Annotated in this window: 14 protein-coding genes; 9 read left to right on the top strand and 5 right to left on the bottom strand. The window is 48.0% G+C overall.

Features of this window, described 5'->3' with window-relative positions:
* Positions 1-54: 54 nt before the first annotated feature.
* Entirely contained in the window at positions 55-1,812 is a 1,758-nt protein-coding gene (locus ABIC22_RS29050) for a cache domain-containing sensor histidine kinase (protein WP_354485580.1), read from the bottom strand.
* Between the two features lie 223 nt (positions 1,813-2,035).
* On the opposite strand from ABIC22_RS29050, the gene ABIC22_RS29045 reads away from it, so the two are divergent.
* The 4 genes from ABIC22_RS29045 to ABIC22_RS29030 all read left to right on the top strand — a co-directional run bounded on the left by ABIC22_RS29045 (position 2,036) and on the right by ABIC22_RS29030 (position 6,676).
* Entirely contained in the window at positions 2,036-2,992 is a 957-nt protein-coding gene (locus ABIC22_RS29045; RefSeq protein ID WP_095358806.1) for an ABC transporter permease, read from the top strand.
* 21 nt (positions 2,993-3,013) lie between these two features.
* Positions 3,014-3,907, top strand: coding sequence for a carbohydrate ABC transporter permease (locus ABIC22_RS29040; protein WP_371859912.1), 894 nt, complete (start codon positions 3,014-3,016; stop codon positions 3,905-3,907).
* A gap of 129 nt (positions 3,908-4,036) precedes the next feature.
* A complete protein-coding gene (locus ABIC22_RS29035; RefSeq protein WP_354485577.1) occupies positions 4,037-5,647 on the top strand; it encodes an extracellular solute-binding protein in 1,611 nt (536 codons plus the stop codon).
* A 141-nt stretch (positions 5,648-5,788) separates the two neighbouring features.
* Positions 5,789-6,676, top strand: coding sequence for a divergent polysaccharide deacetylase family protein (locus ABIC22_RS29030; RefSeq protein ID WP_354485575.1), 888 nt, complete (start codon positions 5,789-5,791; stop codon positions 6,674-6,676).
* Here the strand turns inward: ABIC22_RS29030 and ABIC22_RS29025 are convergent.
* Positions 6,651-7,412, bottom strand: a complete 762-nt coding sequence (locus tag ABIC22_RS29025; RefSeq protein WP_354485573.1) for an N-acetylmuramoyl-L-alanine amidase — start codon at positions 7,410-7,412, stop codon at positions 6,651-6,653. The two genes, ABIC22_RS29030 and ABIC22_RS29025, sit on opposite strands and share 26 nt — an antisense overlap.
* Positions 7,413-7,633: 221 nt before the next feature.
* Here ABIC22_RS29025 and ABIC22_RS29020 point away from each other — a divergent pair, with 221 nt between their 5' ends.
* Complete coding sequence (locus ABIC22_RS29020) at positions 7,634-7,858, top strand: YqzE family protein (RefSeq protein WP_127536409.1); 225 nt, start codon at positions 7,634-7,636, stop codon at positions 7,856-7,858.
* Positions 7,859-7,958: 100 nt separating this feature from the next.
* Here ABIC22_RS29020 and ABIC22_RS29015 read toward each other — a convergent pair whose 3' ends face one another.
* From ABIC22_RS29015 to ABIC22_RS29005, 3 genes are all read right to left on the bottom strand, one after another.
* Positions 7,959-9,017, bottom strand: a complete 1,059-nt coding sequence (locus ABIC22_RS29015; RefSeq protein WP_354485571.1) for a hypothetical protein — start codon at positions 9,015-9,017, stop codon at positions 7,959-7,961.
* Between the two features lie 180 nt (positions 9,018-9,197).
* Positions 9,198-10,448: a YqhG family protein gene (locus ABIC22_RS29010; protein WP_354485569.1), complete on the bottom strand. Its 1,251-nt coding sequence runs from the start codon at positions 10,446-10,448 to the stop codon at positions 9,198-9,200.
* 2 nt (positions 10,449-10,450) lie between these two features.
* Positions 10,451-12,211, bottom strand: a complete 1,761-nt coding sequence (locus ABIC22_RS29005) for a DEAD/DEAH box helicase (protein WP_354485567.1) — start codon at positions 12,209-12,211, stop codon at positions 10,451-10,453.
* Between the two features lie 334 nt (positions 12,212-12,545).
* On the opposite strand from ABIC22_RS29005, the gene ABIC22_RS29000 reads away from it, so the two are divergent.
* From ABIC22_RS29000 to ABIC22_RS28985, 4 genes are all read left to right on the top strand, one after another.
* Entirely contained in the window at positions 12,546-15,182 is a 2,637-nt protein-coding gene (locus ABIC22_RS29000) for an adenosylcobalamin-dependent ribonucleoside-diphosphate reductase (RefSeq protein WP_354485565.1), read from the top strand.
* 591 nt (positions 15,183-15,773) lie between these two features.
* A complete protein-coding gene (locus ABIC22_RS28995) occupies positions 15,774-17,858 on the top strand; it encodes an acyltransferase family protein (RefSeq protein WP_354485563.1) in 2,085 nt (694 codons plus the stop codon).
* A gap of 207 nt (positions 17,859-18,065) precedes the next feature.
* On the top strand, positions 18,066-19,379 hold the full coding sequence (locus ABIC22_RS28990) for an extracellular solute-binding protein (protein ID WP_127536401.1): 1,314 nt from the start codon (positions 18,066-18,068) through the stop codon (positions 19,377-19,379).
* A 171-nt stretch (positions 19,380-19,550) separates the two neighbouring features.
* Positions 19,551-20,429, top strand: coding sequence for a carbohydrate ABC transporter permease (locus ABIC22_RS28985; protein ID WP_095287994.1), 879 nt, complete (start codon positions 19,551-19,553; stop codon positions 20,427-20,429).
* Positions 20,430-20,447 lie beyond the last annotated feature (18 nt).

Below are 20,447 nucleotides of genomic sequence, written 5' to 3'. Positions count from 1 at the left end.
CGCAGCCCTATTTCCGTATTTTTGTAGAGAATAGTACGATGGCATTCATGATTGTTATAAAAGGGCATTTTGTGGAAGGATGATTTGCACAGTCGTCCCCGCACCCAATCTGCTGTATACGTAGACACCATAATTCTCTCCGAACTTCAGCTTAATCCGCCGGTCCACGTTGGAAATACCATATCCCCGTCCTGGTTTGTCTTCAAGTAGAGATAGAAGGGTTTCACGCGACATGCCCATCCCGTCATCTATGACGGAGAGGATGATCGTGTCATTTTCGAAGCCCCCCTTGATATGAATATTGAGCGGCCTTTCCTGATTCCAAACGGCATGAATAATCGCATTTTCAACAAATGGCTGGAGAGCAAGCTTAACCGTGGAGTAGGGTAAAATCGCCTGATCGATAGTATAAATGAAATTTAACTGCCCCTTGAATCGGATCAGCTGAATGGCGTTATAGCTTTGGGTTAGTTTGAGCTCCTCATTAATGGTCAGAACACTTTTTCCTTTGTTCAGGGATATCCGATAAAACTTGGCGAGATTTAATACCATGTCCTGAATTTGCGGATCCTGATGTTTAATCGCGAGAGAAGAGATCGAGCCCAGGGTGTTATACAGAAAATGAGGGTTAATCTGGGCCTGCAAAAGATCGAGCTCGGCTTCTTTGCTCTGCAGTTCTTTTTGATATACCTCGGTGATGAGACTACTCAACCGGATCGTCATCTGCTGGAATGCGAAGTGAAGCTGTCCAATCTCATCACTGCCCAATTGTTCCTCATGTGTTGGAGTGAAGTCTCCACGTTCAATCCGGCGAATCATACGGATTAAGGTCCGGATGCGTTTGCTGAACAGTGAGGCCGTAATATAAATGAGCAGCAGGGCTACACCAATAAAGGCAAGGGACACTTTAATAATCAGCTGCGACAGTGATTTGGCATCTTTGATAATACTTTCATATGGGAAAATGGAGACGGTCTTCCAGCCATTTTTGAGCGTGTTATAGACGGCGAGTGCCTTGACGCCCTGATAGGTTGTGTCGAATCTGCCGGAAAGAGAGTCATCAAAATGTGTATCAAGCAGTTCCGGCAGCCGGGTATTGATTAATTTTTTGTCCGCCGAAGATAGAATAACGCCTTGGTCATTCATGATAAAAATATCTTTGCCTCCGGCTTCCTTCTCCATTAACGAATAGATAACCGACTCAGAAATTTGAAATACCAGCATCCCATAAGGATATTGATTGCTATTATTATTCAGCAGCCTCGCAAGAGTAAACATGGCAGGTCCATCCGCCGTTTGCGGGGAGGAGAGGTGAATGATATTCCCATACGACTGCTGCAGCTTTTGGACTAGCTCAGTCTCCTGAACCTCGGGTGTAATAGGCTTGATATAGTAGTTATCTTTGGGCAGAGACGGATTGTTCGAATAAATGAATGCGCTATCAAAATCAGGGTAGGCAGCCATAATGGTATCGATGCGATTGCCAATGTAATTATAAACATCCAGATAGGAAGGATCATCCTGATACTCTGTTGTCAGGTAATTCGCAAGTCGATTATCCAGATAAATGGAAGCCGAAATATGTTCATAGCTATCGAGTTTGTTTTCCAGGTTTTTGGCAATCTGGGCGGTTGAATTCATCATGTTGATGTACAGCTGTTCCGTCAGCTTGGATTTGGTAAGTTCGAACGAGAAATAAACCAACAGCATCATCGGGATAATGGTGACCAGCACAAAAACAAGAAAGAGTTTGGATCTGAAGCTTAAATCAACAAAAGGCATGTAAATGTATTTTCGGTAAAATGGACGCATGGAGCAGCCCTCTCTCAATTGAAAGTGTTTACATAGAGTTCATCATAGCAGACCAAATATGGAAATCCAATAACGGTTTTCACCGAAAACATCTTTAAAAAGCGGCATTTATCGGAGAATTGAAGTATGGAAAGCAAGCGCTATCAAAATTAAGATAAAAAGGTAATCAGCTGAATCTGAATCAGGCCAATCATGATGGTATAAAGAAAGGGGAGGGCATCTGATGCATAAGGTAAGCGCTATCAAAACAGTCAGGAGCAATAATCTGATCAGCAGACTAAAAGAACAAAAATGGTTATTCGTGCTTATGCTGCCTGCCTTCGTTGCAACCTTGCTGTTTTCCTATGGTCCCATGTTCGGACTGTATATGGCATTTACGAATTATCAGCCGGGAGGGGAGTCTTTTTTTAGGCAGTTTTTTCATGCGGAGTTTGTAGGCTTCCGGTGGTTTGAATATTTCTTCACAACAGGGGATTTCTATCGGGTTATGCGCAATACACTCGCAACGAGCTTGCTCACACTGCTGTTCGGGTTTCCTGCGCCAATCATCCTTGCGCTTGTCCTGAATGAAGCCAGACAGGGATTTTTCAAGCGTTTTGTACAGACGGTATCATATTTGCCCCACTTCATCTCGTGGGTTATTGCGGCCAATATTGTCATTACGCTCCTGGCTTCAGACGGTATGCTCAATAATATTCTGGTGCTGCTGGGTATTGTGGATGATCCGATCGCTTTCCTGCAAAATGGACCTTTGTTTTGGTGGATTATCGCCTTGTCCAACATGTGGAAAGAGATGGGCTTCAGTGCCATTATGTATCTTGCGGCCATTTCCTCCATTAACCCTGAACTTTATGAAGCTGCTAGGGTAGATGGGGCGAGCAGATTTAAGCAAATGTGGCATATTACTCTGCCGGCTTTGCGTCCAACCATTGTCATACTGGCTATTCTTGCGGTCGGCGGAATTCTGAATGCGGGTTTTGAACAGCAGTATCTCCTGCAAAACAACACTGTACTTGAGTATTCGGAAGTCATCGATATTTATGCCTACAAATACGGCTTGCAGAACAGCATGTTTTCATACGGAGCTGCCGTTGGAATGTTCAAATCTGTCGTTGCTTTCATACTCGTTGTTATTGTGAACCGGATCTCAAGAAAGGTGAATGATCAGGCGTTGTTCTAACCAAGAAGGAAAGGAGTGCTCATGATGTTAATGAACAAATTCGGTGATCGGATATTTAAGTTCTTTGTATATCTCATTCTGGTCCTGGTTTTACTGGTTACATTTCTGCCTTTTTGGAATATACTTGTCCTCTCCTTGAATAGCGCGGAAGATACGGTTCGGGGCGGCGTCTATTTGTGGCCACGCGTGCCTACCTTGGACAGCTACAGCCAGATTTTAAAAGACAGTGAGATTTTGAATGGGCTGTGGGTCACAGTCAAACGAACGCTGATCGGTGCACCGCTCTCGGTGCTGGTTATCACGATGCTGGCGTATCCGCTGAGCCGGCGTAATTTGGTGGGGCGCAAGGGTTGGAATTTGTACTTCATATTCACGATGTATTTTGGCGGCGGATTGATTCCCTATTACATGGTACTCAAAGCGCTGAATATGATTGATACGTTCTCCGTCTTCATTCTGCCCAGTCTGATGAATGTGTTTTACATGATTATTGTACGAACATTCATGGAGCAGCTTCCTCATGAGATTGAGGAATCGGCCAAAGTCGACGGAGCTAATGATCTTACGATTTTTTTCCGAATTGTTATGCCGCTGACCACGCCTGTACTCGCGACAGTGGGATTATTTCAGGCCATTGGACACTGGAACTCCTGGTTTGACTCTTATGCATTCACGTACAGCTCAGATTTGAAAACCCTACAAGCCGTACTTGTCAAAATCCTGAGTCAGTTTCAGACCGGTGGGATGATCTCACAAACGCAGATGCTGGCCAACTCAGCCAAGCGAAATGCTGTTTCGAGTGACACCATACGAATGGCTGCGACCATGGTTGCTACGTTGCCAATCATTCTCGTCTATCCGTTTTTGCAGAAGTATTTTGTCAAAGGCATGACGCTCGGAGCAGTAAAGAGTTAATCATTGCTGGTCTGGCTGCCAGAGAAGAACTCTCGGCGGGCACTCCTGAAAGGGGGGTGGTACAGCTTCATTGGTTTGCTCCATAATACACGCAAGTCACTTCATTCATTGGGAGGAATTAGGGTGTCAATGAAAAAGACAAAAACATGGATGGTTATGGGTATTACTGCTGCATTAGTCGTGGGTTTGCTTGCGGGCTGTTCTTCTAGCGAAGGGACAGGTAGCGCAAGTACAGATGAAAAAGGGGCTGAACAAGGCCCAATCACGCTGACCTGGTTTGATGGCAATACCAAAGGTGAGCCATTCACTGATGCGGTTGCCCAGCAAATCACCGAAAAAACCGGAATAGAGATCTCCATACAGCAGCCGACGGGAAACCCGACGGAGAAGCTGAGCTTGATGCTGGCGAGTGGGGATTACCCGGATGTTGTGGTCATGAGCCGGGGAGATGCTTCACTGGACAAATATATTTCTAGCGGAGCCTTCATTCCGCTGGATGAGTTAATCGAGAAATATGGAGCAGATTTAAAGGAAATGTACGGGGAGACCTTGACCAAGACACGTTATACGGACGGCAAAAACTATTATCTGGCAAACTGGTACGGACTCGACAGTGATCCAGTCTTCGGTATGCTGATGAGGCAAAGCCTGCTGGAGGAGCTTGCTCCTGAGAAAGCGGATGGATCCGAGCCGCTCACGACAGACGAGTTTGAAGCACTGCTTAAACAGTTTAAACAGAAATACAGCACGATTGATGGTAAAGAGTCAGTTCCCATGACGATGAATGGAGAGAATATGGGGGCGAGTCTGGGTACCTTCAAGGGCATGTGGGGTTTAAAAACCTATTATGATAATAATGGCAGATTGCAATATGATGTCAAAGATCCGAAGTATCGTGAAATGCTGTTATATATGAACCGTCTATATCGAGAAGGACTGATTGAGAAGGAATTCGCCATTAGCAAAACACAAACATGGATTCAGAAGCTCACAACAGGTGCGGTATTCTCCACACCAGGCGCGTACTGGGATCCAGGCAACGGCAATGCCGCATTGAAGAAGGATGGCGGAGAGAAAAATCAATTATTCGCATATAAAGTCTTAGCTCCTGGTGTAGACCCGGCCCAAACGACCTTTGGACCGAGAAGCTCGCTCGGCTGGGATGCCATTGCCATAACCAAAAATAATAAACATCCGGAAGAAACGATGAAGCTGTTCAACTATTTGGCGAGTGATGAAGGACAGCACTTGCTCCTATGGGGCAAGGAAGGCGAACAATACACCATGGTGGATGGCAAACGTCAACCCGATCCCGCATTCCTGCAGAGCTTCAAGGATAACTGGGATGAAACGGTGAAAACCAGCGGGGTTCGTAAATGGCTATGGTTTATCAAAAATGGGTTGGATCCGAACGGCCAGCCGTACGACATGGCCGTCAAATATCAGCGCAGCGAAGTAGATGAACTGGCCATCAAGAGCCTGGGCGATTCGGTATGGGATACTGCTGAATATGATAACCTCAATCCGGATGGGGGAACACCAGAAGCCCTGACAGCACAAAAGGTCAAGGATATTATGGACCAGAGCATTACCAGAGCCATTATTGCCCCGACTGAAGCAGAGGCCAATGCCATATTTGACAAAATGCTCGAGGATATGAAAAAGGCAGGGGATGAGAAAGTCGAGGATATTATCAACCAGAAATACGCTCAGCGCATGGAGGTATGGGGAACCAAGTAAGCTGTACGGAATGGACGATATTGTGGAAGGCTCTCCGAAAGGAGGGCTTTTTCTTATGCAAGGAACAGGCTTTTTTTGTCTAACATATTCCTTCTTCATTGTTCAAATAATGAGGGGAACGAACAAGGGAGGGAACGATGGATGAAAAAGGCCAAACGAAAAGTACAGTCCAGTACATGGACGATTCGAACTGCATGGTTGATGGTGAGTATGCTGTTTATTACTTATGGAGTGAACTCGTTTACCTGTAGTGCAGAATCACTGGTCACAGAACCTGCGCAGGCAGCGGTAATGACTCCATCCCAATCACAGCCCAAACGAATGGCGATCATCATTGATGATGCGGGCAACAATATGAAAGGCACGACGGAGATTTTGGACATGCCCGTCAAGCTGACGCTTGCCGTCATGCCGTTTTTGTCCACCACCAAAAAAGACGCTATCGCTGCACATGAAAAAGGGATGGATGTCATCGTACACATGCCCATGGAACCCAAATCAGGAAGACCTGAATGGCTCGGTCCTGGTGCGATCACATCCAATCTAACGGACGCTGAGGTCCGCGAACGAGTGGAGAAAGCGATTGATGATGTTCCCTACGCCATCGGTATGAACAATCATATGGGCTCTAAAGTTACTTCAGACAAACGAATCATGTCTATTGTGCTTGATGTTTGCCGGGAACGAGGACTGTTTTTTGTAGACAGTCGTACCAATTTCCGTTCGGTTGTGGGTGAACTCGCCGTTTCCAAAAACATGCCTCCGGTTGGCAACGATATATTTCTGGACGACCAGAATTCAAAGCCGCATATTCGTCACCAGATGGAATTGGCAGCCAAGCGAGCCCTCGAGAAGAATATGTGCGTTGTCATTGGACATGTGGGTCAGACGGGACTAAATACATCCAGCGTTGTTCGCGAATCCGTCACCCGGCTGAAGGGTGAGATCGAGTTTGTTGGCATCGGTGATCTGGTCCGTGAAGTATGGCACTGGCATGCTGCCCCTACACTACCGACAAATAATAAATAATGCCATCGGCAATGGACTGGGCAATGCGTTTCTGCTCTGCCGGATCATTCAACATAGCCCGGTCTTCTGCATTGCTCAAAAATCCGGTTTCCACGATAACGGCCGGATGTTTGATCTGATTCAGCAGGTAGAAAGGCTTGCCCCACACAACCTCGCGCCGAGTGCCAAACAAATCATTAAGCTCGGTCTGGATGGAGGCTGCCAGAAGGTAGCTCCTGCCTTCATTCTGGTAAAGTACAACCGGTCCCCTTGTAGACGATTTGGGACTCCAGTTTCCATGAATGCTGACCACAATATCCGTGCTTACTTCTTCACTGAGACTCTTGCGCTGTGCCAGATCCCTGCGATGACGGGATCTGCTGTTCAGCCAGCGGTTTTCGTCACTAAGGGCATAATCCCCCAGCCGGTTGATGATGACAGCATATCCTTTGCTGCGAAGCAGGAGGTACACCTTTTGACTGATCGCCAGATTGATGTCTTTTTCAAGCACCCCATTTTCTGACGTACCCCCATCAATACCCCCGTGTCCCACATCCAGCAGGATGACAGGAGCTGCAAAAGCATGGTGCGTGGAACGATAACTGTCACCATCGGTTACAGGCAGCAGGGAAGGACTTACTGATTTTTGGTTGGGGTAGGATGACGCAATAACCGCGGAGGTTGCTTGCGCAGGTAACATTAATACAGTATTGAACCCGATCAGCCATGCCACTAATGCAGATAGCAGCTTAACCATGTGTATGCACGCTCCTTTTTCTCATAGGCATCTCATGCAATATCGTATAAGGATGGATACCTTTGGCATTAGACTGTGCATTATTGGCTATTTCATACTCTCAGCCGCAAAAAAAATGTTTATGCATGGACCGTTCTGCACACAATAGATGTATCGTAAGCTTGCGAATTACAATTGAGCAGTTTGCACAATGGCTCAGCTAAAGAAGGAGGCAGAGATGGATGGCCAAAAGTGATGAGCTGGTGAAGTATATTACGCAGCGGGTTGTTCATTTTATGGATACACCGAAGGAAGAGCGGAAAGGGCGTTCCAAGGTAAAAGAGCCCTGGGCGATGAAATGGTTTGGCATGCTCCCCTTTGCCGTATCATTGTGGGTAGGAAAAAAGGAAAAAGCACTAGATCCACGTGGGAAAATGCATAAACGAAGCTCCTCTGGAAAGGGATAAACGGCTTTTAGCCACAATATAAAAAGACGCGTTCCTGATTTTGAAATCAGAGGAAGGCGTCTTATTTGTGTTCGCTTGAGACTATACAAAACTCACGGCTTCACGGCTTGAAAGTATAAAAATGACCGTCGTTCATTAACGTGTCAATCGGAACGAAACGTTTTACGGAAGAATGTCCCCCAATCGCTACATATTCCATTTGCTCCGAACCATCATCCATTCTCCAGATCTGATATCCGGTAACAGGAAGAGGGCCTCCATATAATACATTGCGCTCATCTGCCGAAAAGACAACGGCCTGATGGTTTTTCCACTGCTGTATCAACGGCTGCAAACTTGTTACAGGGACGGCTTCCGAAGTAATCCACAAGAGATTATCGGCAGGATCAAAATCCGGTTGCACGTAGATCGGATCCGCTGAAAAGGCTGGAATCTTGGGCACCTCATCTGTTCTGGATTGGAGTTGTACAGACACGGATAGCGTAGGAGAAGGCGGTCGAGTATGTTCAACCCGAGATTCACGCTCAATGGCCTTTACAGCACCATTCGGTAAAGTGTCACCGTTGGTTGCATCAATATAGATGGTTCCAGCACCGGATTGTTCTACTTTCCAATAGGCAAGAAGAGGGGAGGCATAACGTAACTGGATGTCTTCTGCATGTGACAATTCCTCCAGATTCAGATGATGTCGTTGAAGAGACTGCAGCAGCAGAGAGAGGTCATACGGATTGTGTTCTCCCTGTCCGTACTCGCTTAGCTGCAGGTTCCCTGTACGGTTAGCTGTAATGATCATATATCCAACAGATGTTCCATCGATATGAGCGTTTACAAGCCAGCTGTGCGTTCCGGGACCAAGAGGCGTAAAGTCTAGCTGCGCCTGGTTCCAGCCTTGGTCCATCTTTTGTAAGGAGCCCAAGGCCTTGACTTGTTGAAGAGCAAACTGTTGAACAACAGCAGGAGCAAACTTGTCAGATGCATGGGAAGCATCGCTTTTTGCCGTCGTTAACTGGTAGGAAAGTTCTGTGGTGGCTGCTTGCAAACCTAAGACATCTTCTGCCTGCAATGTTGTGGACAACGTAGTTAAACCCAAAAGGCACATGACACCCACGCCTGCTGCCCGGCGGATGACAAGCCATGGCCTATGGAAGATTTGGTTCATAATTAACACCTTCTTTTTCTGGAGTACATTATGACGAACAGGGACGATTATTCGCTGCACGATCACTTCTAGGTTCATTCTAGTGGACAAGCCATGCAAAGGTTGCTGCAACCTGTCGGGTGGCTGCTCATGAATAAACACTACTTTTGCCGTCATTTGCTGGAAAAGTAGTGTCTGCGTCTATCTTAAATGAAACATGCCGGTGCTTATGGCCGTGACCTTGACTTTGGGCTCATACTGCCAGATCATTTCTGTCCGGCGGGTTTCGTATTGCAGTTTCATCGCTTCACGGTCCAGAACCGCCTGGCGTGCCTTCTCCTGCTCGGTATCCGTTTCCTCATCCAAAGGGACAGCCTGTTCAGCAGCAAGTTCGGCATCCGAGTGTGTCTCCAATCCAGCCATGCCTGCGGATATTCGATTCACAGGAGGGACAAGGGAGTGATCCCCTGCAATAGTCTGAATTCTCATAGAATTAGTCCCGAGCTCTTGCCCGGTGGAAGCAGAATCACGACCAGATCCTGAGGAATTGTCGTCTAATTCAACCTCAGGCGTATCCTCCCTAAGAACGGCTTCGTAATACGCATCAACCACAGCAAGTTCCAGGTCCAGTCGTGCCTTGGCTTGTTCAGCCCAACCATAATCCAGTTCCAGCAGACGTCTGGTAAGGTGTTTCTCGAGTGCTGCTCCAGCATCCGACAGCGATACCTTGGCTGTCTGGACATGCATGTTCTCAGCCAGCCTGGGGCTGAGGTCTCGCCGGTTCAGCTTGGAACCGAATTGTTCGATAATTTCACCTGTGCGAAGGGAGATGCCAAGAAAATGGAGCTCCTCCCGTTTCAAATCACAGGCAAATTCCACTTTGAAACATACACCAAGCCATGGTTCATATACAGCTGGTACGGCAGCGCGCAGCTGACGCTTGGGTGCCTGCTCAAACAGGTTCACGAATGCGCCGCCTTCACGGGCTGCCTCAAAGATCTGCTGCAGTCTGCGACTGCCATAGACGACGTCTTCACGCAGGATGCGGCCGGGCCCGAGCTGCGGCAGAGCTGGAGTAATGCCGAAATAGCGGCCAAGAATGGTTTCTTTAGGTGCATCTGGTCCGGACCCGGACCCGGCGCTGCCTGGGCCGACAGGTCCGCTCTGACTTGCAGAGAGCGAGGGAGATGCCTGAGCAGCTCTGGCTTCTGCTGCATCGATGGCTTGCTGATGCGCTGCCGGATCAAATACGAACGTAAAGGACATCGTCTCCGCCGGAGCTCCAGTGCGTTCAACAAATCCCCAATAGTACGGACGGTTGGTTAATGCCTTGTCCGCTTCCGGTGATAGTTTAACGGTTATATGTGCAGGAGAACGCTCCATGATCTGGCATTCCATGGCTTCGAGATAGGTTGTCACATAGGCTTGAACTTCTTGGGGTGACATGGTCATGGTCAGTGTCCTCCTTTGCCCAGATCCAGAAGGGAGACGGATGGCACTTCATCGGCCACTTCACGCTGAATGGAATTCAGTGATTGTCCAAGCGAATCCATTTTCCGTCGAATGTCATCTTCGTTCTGGGATTCGAGCATGATCTTATAGAGACTCTTTTCAATGGATTCCTTTTTCTCCAGGCGTTCCAGAATAACATCCAGTCCGCCGATGACCATCTCGAACATGTTGATCTTTTCATGCAGCAGATTCAAAATATGTTCTTCAATTGTGCCTGTCGTCGACAGATTGTAGATATTGACGTCATTTTGCTGTCCCAGCCGATGTACCCTGCCAATTCGCTGCTCTACACGCATCGGGTTCCAGGGCAAGTCGAAATTAATCATGTGGTGGCAAAATTGAAGGTTAATGCCTTCGCCACCAGCTTCGGTTGCGATCATGGCCTGAACACGACCTCGGAACAGGTCCATCATCCAGTCCTTTTTCCCCCGGTTCATGCCGCCACGATATGGAACAGCCGTAAGTCCGTTGTTGCGAAAATAATTCAGCAGATACTCCTGCGTGGCCCGGTATTCGGTGAAAATGATGACTTTCTCATTCATGTTTCGAATCAGTTCCATCGTTTTCTCAGCCTTCGTATTTTCCTTAATGGCCTTGATATGGGCAACCAGATCCCAAATTTTGTCCCGGAGCGGGGAGTCAAGCGGGAGCTTCTTGGACAGATTGACCAGCGTAACAAATACTGCATCCCGGCTGCTGCACACTTCCCGCTGCAGCGTAACAAGGGAGAGCATGCTGCTCAGGTTTCCACCAGCCTCCTGATATTGATCTTTAACAAAGGAAGTTACCCCATCATAGAGTGCCTGTTCTTCAGGAGATAGCTGCAAATTCACATTGGAAACATTCCGCTTGGTGAACTGTACGGGTCCTTCACCGCGGCGGTTCCGGATCATGACTTTGGACAATTCGTCCTTAAGCTGCTCCTGGTTTTTGGGGATTCGTTTATCCACCACAAAGTTGGCACTAAAGTCACCTTGACGACCCAGCTGGCCCGGCTTCAGCAAGTTTATGAGATTGAACAGCTCGCTCATGTCATTTTGTACAGGTGTTGCAGTCAAAAGCAGACAATATTTTTTCCGCAGTTTCAGCATGAATTGATAGTTGGTCGTTTTTTTATTTTTGAGTTTGTGGGCTTCGTCAATAATGATCATGTCGTAATCCGTACTCAGCAAGATGTCCTTATGCGGATCTCGCTTAGCCGTATCCATCGAAGCTACTACCACTTCATTTTGCCAGGAATAGGCTTTTTTCTGTGCAATTGCGGGAATGCCAAACTTTGAATTCAGCTCTCGTACCCATTGAAGTACAAGGGATGCAGGCACGAGAATGAGGACCTTGGATACGAGACCGCGGACAATATATTCTTTCAAAATCAAACCGGCTTCTATGGTTTTTCCCAGACCGACCTCATCGGCAAGAATGGCACGGCCTGACATTTCAAATAATACTTTGCGTGCAGTGTCCATCTGGTGCGGAAGCGGCGTCAGTCCCTGCAAATGCTTCAGACACTGTATTTCATCAAAATTGGGAATCAGATTGGTCTCTTCGGCTTGAATACCAAGCTGAAAGAGTCTGTAATCTCCCCAAGGACCGCCTTTATCGAGCCGTGACTCCAATTGGGTCAGCCAGCTGCGATCGAATTCGAGCGGAACGGGCAGTTCTGCTGCAGGTTGATTCATGTGAAGCGGATGTTTCCGGTTCATGGTGATTCCTCCCCTGCCATACATGATGACGTTTTATTCGTAGCTCATAGTATGGACGAATGAGAGGCAGTTCATAACCTACCTCCAAATAAGGTGCGAATTCGAACCTTAATGTCTAAAAAAATTCACAAATTTTGAATGAGAGAGTCTGATGGCGTAAGAGTGAGCTAGTCCAAGTACAGGGTGAATAGAAAGAGCAGCTGTGACTTAAGTCACATGGAAAATCAATATATGGTGTACTATACTGAATATAAATCACTATATGTGGTGTTTTGGCATAATTTAAACACATAATAGAAATGTAATGGGATTTTTGGGGAGGCTGTTAAACATAATGAATTCGAACAAATTGTCGCACAAGTTGGAAGGACTAAGTGAAAAAATATTTTTGGACCGTTATGCCTGGAAGGATGCTGATCCAAACCATGCCAAGGTAGGAGATGTTGTACTCGTTCTGACGAAAGATGACCCGAAGTTTCCGACAAAGGAAGTGGGGGAAATCGTGGAACGGCAGGGTCAGATGGTGAAAGTGAAGACTCGCAGTGGAGAAACGATCCAGACGGAAGTGGAGAAGCTGACACTTAATATAGAAAAAACACCGGAGGAGATGTGGGACCGGCTCGCGAGAGCGATGGCATCTGTAGAATCCACTCCGGAAAAACAGCAAAAGTGGCAATCCAAGTTCCGGGCTGTCCTGGACGATTGGAAGCTGGTTCCGGGAGGCCGAATTGCTGCTGGTGCGGGTGCTAGCGATGAGCTGACCCTCTTTAACTGTTATGTCATTCCTTCTCCGCAGGACAGTCGGGGTGGCATCATGAAAACGTTGACTGAAATGACGGAGATTATGGCTCGCGGTGGCGGGGTTGGCATCAACCTGTCGTCACTCCGTCCGCGTCGTGCCGTTGTTAAAGGGGTCAATGGATCTTCCAGCGGTTCGGTATCCTGGGGAGGCCTGTTCAGTTATACCACTGGACTGATTGAACAGGGAGGAAGCCGCAGGGGAGCACTTATGCTGATGATGAACGACTGGCATCCGGATGTGATGGATTTTATTACCGTCAAACAAACGATGGGGCAGGTCACCAATGCCAATCTGTCCGTATGCGTGAGCAACGCATTTATGGAAGCCGTCAAACAGGACGGGGACTGGGAACTTGTTTTTCCGGATACGAGCGATCCCGATTATGACAACGAGTGGAACGGGGATCTGCAGCAATGGAAGGAAGCCGGGCACCAGGTTATCCATTACCGCACAGTAAAGGCCCGGGATATATGGCGTACGATTATCGAATCGGCCTGGAAATCAGCAGAGCCGGGTGTTGTCTTTATGGAGTACTACAATCAGATGTCCAACAGCTGGTATTTTAATCCGATTATATGTACCAATCCATGCGGCGAACAAGGCCTGCCAGGATGGGGCGTCTGCAATCTATCGGCTATCAACTTATCCAAATTTTACGATGAAACCAGTCATGATGTGGCATGGCAGGAGCTGGCGGAGACAACACGCATTTCGGCCAGATTCTTGGACAATGTAATTGATGCGACACCTTATCATTTTGAGGAAAACCAAAAGAATCAACAGCGGGAGCGCCGGGTTGGACTTGGCACGATGGGTCTCGCAGAGCTGATGATTAAGCTGCGCATCCGGTACGGCAGCCCGGAATCGCTTGAATTTCTGGATAAACTGTATGGCTTTATCGCAAAAGAAGCATATCTCGCGTCAGCAGAGATTGCGGCTGAGAAGGGAGCATTCCCTGCCTTTGAAGTGGAGCCATACTTACAGAGTGGATTTATGAAAAATCTGGTCGGGGCTTATCCGGAAGTGGGAGAGGCCATCCGCAAGCAAGGCATTCGTAATGTAACGCTTATCACGCAGGCTCCAACAGGAAGTACGGGAACGATGGTGGGTACGTCGACAGGGATCGAACCCTACTTTGCGTTTAAATATTTCCGTCAAAGCCGGCTCGGTTACGATGAGCAGTTTGTCCCTATTGCCCAGGAGTGGCTGGATGAACACCCCGGCGAGGAACTTCCTGACTATTATGTAACGGCGATGGATCTGTCAGCAGAAAATCATATTCGGGTACAGGCAGCGATTCAACATTGGGTGGATAGCTCCATCTCGAAGACGGCCAACTGTCCGGCTGATTTTACGGTTGAAGATACGGCACAGTTGTATGAGCTTGCTTTTGATCTAGGTTGTAAGGGAGTTACGATCTATCGGGACGGCAGCCGCGATGTACAGGTCCTCTCCACGACGAAGAAGGAAGAGGCGAAGAGCGAAGTCAGTGAACAAACAAGTGTGACAGATAAGGTACAAGAAACAAGTGCTGCAAACGAAACGACAGCCTTCACGTCCGCACCTTCGGAGACAGAGAACGAGGGCAAAACAAGTGTAGCGGTCTCGCCTGCTGCCAAAGTACTGGATAAACAGTACAAGAGTCGTCCGCAGGTACTGCGGGGAGCAACGTATAAAATAAATACTCCGTTTGGCATGGCTTACATTACGATCAACGACCTGGGTGGCATTCCGGCGGAGATCTTCCTGAACGTGGGTAAAGCCGGTTCCGATGTATTCGCCATGGCAGAAGCGCTGGGAAGAGTGTGCTCCCTGTTCCTGCGATATGGTGATCACGGACATAAAGTCGAACTTCTTATCAAACATCTGAAAGGCATCGGTGGTTCGGGAGCGATTGGCTTTGGTGTAAACCGGGTAGAGTCCATCGCAGACGCAGTAGCGAAGGCGCTCGAAAGCCATGTACAGAGCACCCCTCAAGAGAGTGCATCCTCTACTAATGAAGAGGCAGACCAGAGTGTGAATCGAATTTCTGAATCGGCGATTGTGGACGAACCGTTAGCAACCTATACAGCATCGAGAGATTTGTGTCCTTCCTGTGGTTCAGCTTCATTGATCAATATTGAAGGCTGCAAGACTTGCAGCCAATGTGGATACAGCAAATGTAATTAGAGGATAGACATCATCCAGGTTAATGTGATGAGTAGAATACAGTTAAGGGTGACCAGCACTTTGGTCGCCCTTTTTGTATGACCTGACGTAGAATCAGCAGGCTTCAAAGGATGATTACAACTAGAAGATTCCCGGAATAAAAGAGGATTCGTCCTATTCACCTCCAGAGTCCTAGGCATCTAGAAGCATTTATGGGCAAAACTTTCAATCCGGCTGGGGATAGGTTTATAATGGATGGTGGCTGCTGAGGAAGTGGGCGGTCTTTTTGTATTGATATGGTAGTGAGGTAATATTACCCAGCCCAAGAAAAAGACTGTATTAAACGACAATTTTGGAGTATGATTTTACAGCTATATTAGCTGGCAGGAAAGGTTACATCGTTTCACCACTTTGTAACTACTGCTGTAATTTATCTCACTGCGCTTGAGCGTATAATGCTAAACGTGAGTGTTGATCGATATATTGGAAATGAATGACGAAAGGTGCAATACGTATGTTAATGACAACCAGAATCACGATGCGAAGCCAAGCTGATTTGCAGCTGCCCCAGACATCCACGATGTGGGCCCGAAGCAACAAGGAGGGGCGCGAATGTCACAAACGTTGAACAACAGGCGGCATATGAACGGATTGGATGGTCTGCGGGCCATTGCCGTTCTTGCTGTGATTGGATATCATCTTAATCTGAGTTTTATTCCCGGCGGTTTGCTCGGTGTAGGCATTTTCTTTGTTTTATCAGGTTATCTGATTACAGATATTCTTGTGTCCCAATGGCAGGAACATGGACGCATATCACTCGGTGATTTTTGGGTGAGACGAATCAAGCGTCTCGTGCCTGGCATGCTTACCATGACTGCAGTGGTCATGATTTGGCTTCTCTTCACAGATCCTTCCCGGCTTGCTGCCCTGCGTGGGGACGTTATATCGGGTGTATTATACATAAGCAATTGGTGGTATATCTTCCACCATGTATCCTATTTCGAGAGTTTCGGTCCTCCATCACCGTTCGGACATTTCTGGTCGCTTGCCGTGGAAGAGCAGTTTTACCTGGTGTGGCCACTGCTCCTTATCCTTTCAATTAAGCTGTTCAAAAGGAAGGGATGGCTCGTTGTTTTTATTGTCGTTGCCGCTGAGTTATCTGCTGGAGCAATGGCTATTCTATACAATCCGAATCTGGACCCGAGCCGTGTATACTACGGTACGGACACGCGTGCTTTTGCCTTGCTGGCCGGGGCTGCCCTGGCTGTTGTGTGGCCAAGCCGCAAACTGTCCTCCTCCCTTGCGAACCTTAATCGAGCCGTGCTCGATGTATCGGGCTTGGCAGCACTGGCCCTGCTGGTCTACATGATGCTGAACAGCAGTGAATATGAACCATCGCTCTACCAAGGGGGTATGGTACTTCAAGCCATAGCTACTACGCTGCTGGTCGCTGTGTTGGCCCATCCCTCTTCGATGCTGGGACGCCTGATTGGTGCAAAACCGCTGAGATGGATTGGGGAGCGTTCCTATGGGCTCTATCTCTGGCATTATCCTGTAATCATCCTGACAAGTCCTGTGGTCGATACGGGAGGTTTACATCCGGTTCGAATGGTTCTGCAGGTTGCAGCAACGTTAGTGCTGGCTTCCCTATCATTGAAGTTTATCGAAAATCCAATCCGCTATAACGGATTCCGTGATACCTGGTCCCGGCTATGGGGTAGAGGGCGAAACGGTATTAGTACGCATCAGATCTGGTTGAAGCGGGGCGGAGTGGTGATGTCAGCTCTGTTTATGTGCTTCACCGTGTCACAGATGATGATTTCCTCTGCAGCGAACTCCGACTCACATTCTGTATCGATGTCTACCACATTGAATGGAGAACATGCTGTGCATGAAGAGATCGGACAGGATGTTCTTCCGGCTCCTGTTGATACCGCAGATGCCGGCCAGAAGCCGGCACCGCAGAAGAATGACAAGCCTGCGGATGATGGCGGAAATCAGCAAGACAAGCCAGCAGAGCAGACGTCGAAGCCAGATACGCCTTCCAAAACGGAGGAACCGGCATCCGATATTGGAGATGGAACGGCTGCTGATGAGCCGAACCAGACTGCTGGAGATGCTGCTGGAAATAAGGATCATGCCGATGATAACGGGACTGATTCTGCGGGGAACCCGGATCAGCCAGGAGATGCTTCGCAAGAGGGTGGAGACAAAGCTCCCCCTGCTGAAGACGGCAAGATCCACTATACCGTGATAGGGGATTCGGTCATTCTGGATGCCAAGCCTTATTTGGAACAACATATGTCCGGGGTACACGTGGATGGTCATGTTGGTCGTCAGATGTGGGAGGCAGCCGATGTCCTGGATGGGCTTAAACGAAACGACCAACTTGGCAATCAGGTTGTCCTTGAGCTGGGAACCAACGGTTCATTCAATTCCAAAAGTCTGGATTCCGTGCTGGATTACCTCAAGGATGAGAATCATGTATATCTGGTTACTGTCCGGGTCCCTCGTCCTTGGGAACGAACGGTTAACAGAGCACTGAACGAAGCAGCCTCATCTTACAGTAATGTTTCCCTCATTGATTGGAACAGTGCAAGCGAAGGGCACGACGAGTACTTTGAAAAAGATGGCGTACATTTGACGAAGGAAGGCTCGGAAGCTTTTGCGGCACTTATCAAAAGCAGCATGAAATAAATTGAACTTATTCTTTTTCATACGAAATAGTTTGTTTGCTTAAAGAGCTCTCCATCGAGAGCTCTTTTTGTTCTAATTACAAGTAACACGCTATTGGGTAGGGCATCCGATATTTTTCACCCCACCATCCGTGGATCGTCACCTTACGTTATGATAGCGTTACCATTTACAATGAGGGTATTCAAACAGCCAAGGGGGAGTATAGAGATGTTAAAAAGATGGCTTTCGGGTTTTGTGGCAATTGCCTTGTTTTCGATGGTACTCGCTGCCTGCAGTGGCGGTGATGGTTCGGAGGGAACGGGCAACAGCGATAAAGTCACGGTTACGCTGTGGCATAACTGGACCGGACAGGATGCAAAGGCAGTAGCCATGCGAAAAATTATTGAAGATTTCCGGGCAGCACATCCGGATATTGAAGTGGTGGATGAGGGATTGCCGACAGACGGCCTTAAAACAAGGCTCCGTACTGTAGCAGCTGCAAACGAAATGCCGGATTTGTTTGTTATGTGGCCGGATGCCATGACGAAAGAGTTTGTAAAAGGCGATCTGCTTCAGCCCATTAACTCAGAGCTGGATGCGAAGCCGGAGTGGAAGGACAACTTTATCCCGAATGCACTGGATGGATATACGGTTGACGGAAACATCTACTCCGTGCCGATGAATCTGGCGCCAAGTTCCTTCATTTATTACAACGAAGCACTGTTTAAACAGTATAACGTCAAAGTTCCTGAAACGTGGGCTGAATTGGAACAGGCCATTGCAACGTTTAATGAGAACAAGGTTATTCCAATGGCGCTGGGGAACAAGGCAAACTGGGTTGCACAATCGACGATCTTCAGTACATTGGCAGACCGGATTACGGGTACAGATTGGTTTCTGAAAGCAGCAGCCCAGGATGGTGCCAGTTTTACGGATCCGCAGTTTATTGAGGCGTTAAACAAAATGCAAGAGCTTGGTAACAGCAAAGCATTTCAGGATGGGTTCAACAGCATTGACGAAACCCAGATGATGCAGCTGTATTTTCAGGGGAAAGCAGCCATGGTCATGAATGGTGGATGGGCCCTGGCGAACCTGGTGAACAACGCACCTGCGGAGGTATTGGACAACACTCATATTACTATTCTTCCCCCGGTAGATGGTGGTGAAGGAGAGCCAAGAACGACATCAGGTGTGGTAGGTACCGGTCTGGGTGTAAGCAAAAAGCTGAGCGGTGCCCAAAAAGAGGCAGCCATGGAGCTGTTCTATGCCCTGGCAGGGCCTGACGGCCAAAAGGCTACGCTGGACAGCAGTACACTCGTTAGCTACAACATTGAGCTGGATAAATCCAAGGCACATCCATTGTTCATCGAATTGTACGACTTGATGCAGGAAGTGAAGATTAATCCGGTTTACGATTCCAAGCTGGGGTCTGCAACGGTTGAAGTTATTAATAATGGATTGCAGGAACTGCTGATGGGCGGCAAAGCGGAAGATATCGCTGCCAAAATTCAGGCTGCACAGGCTAATGCCGCTGGCAATTAACAGAATCGATGAGGAATAGGTTGTAGATTGAAAACGCTCGGTGATTCGTACTTCATGGGATTAACTGAGCAGTATAGCCCCTTCCCGGCAGGGGAGGGGTTTTCCGTTTCATTTGCAGGCTTTCAATGTGTGAAAGGGATATGTAAGGCATTAATGAAGGGAAGTGAAGGAATGAATGCACTGCGCAGTCGTCGCTTTATTATGCTGGGGCTTGCTCCGGCAGTCATCATATATGCATTGTTTGTATTTGTTCCGGTTGTATGGTCAGCCTATTACGGCTTCTTCAACTGGTCCGGCATCGGGGAGTCCAAATATATTGGCCTGAATAACTATGTGGAGATCTGGCATGACCCGGTATTCTGGCGGGCACTGAAAAATAACGTCATTTTTGTACTGGCCTCCGTGTTCGGTCAGATTCCGTTAGCGCTGATGCTCGCGGTCATTTTACACAAAAGCAATCCGCTGCAGCGCTTCCTGCGCTCTGCTGTCTTCCTGCCCATGGTCTTGTCTACCGTCGTTATCGGCATGATCTGGCAGTATATCTATCATCCGCAGATCGGGATCCTGAACTTCCTGCTGGATGCGCTCGGCCTGGAGAGCTGGAAGCTGCAATGGCTTTCTGACGATAAAATTGCCATCTTCTCTCTCGTACCGCCACTGCTGTGGAGCTTCGTTGGTTTGTACCTTATTATTTTCATCTCTGCACTGCAAAACATTCCTGGTGAAATACATGATGCTGCCAAAATTGACGGCGCTTCGGGCATCCGTAAGCTGGTATCGATCTCACTGCCCATGATCTGGGGTACCGTGCAGGTTGCGATCATTCTGTGTATTTCGGGCAGTCTGAAATCGTTTGATCTGGTGTACATCATGACCAAAGGTGGTCCGGCTCATGCAACCGAGCTGCTCGCTACGTATATGTATAATTCAACCTTTACAACCTATCGTTACGGTTTCGGTAGTGCAATCTCGACAACCATCGTATTGATCTCCTTGCTGCTTATCGGAACAAGCCAGTGGGTGACCAGTCGCAAAAGAAAAGAGAATTAGAAGAGAGGGGGAACTGTA

The sequence above is a fragment of the Paenibacillus sp. PvP094 genome (genome assembly GCF_040546835.1).
GTDB classification, from domain to species: Bacteria; Bacillota; Bacilli; order Paenibacillales; family Paenibacillaceae; genus Paenibacillus; species Paenibacillus illinoisensis.
The sequence above is the reverse complement of the archived record's forward strand: the minus strand, read 5'-3'. Positions and strand labels throughout refer to the sequence as shown.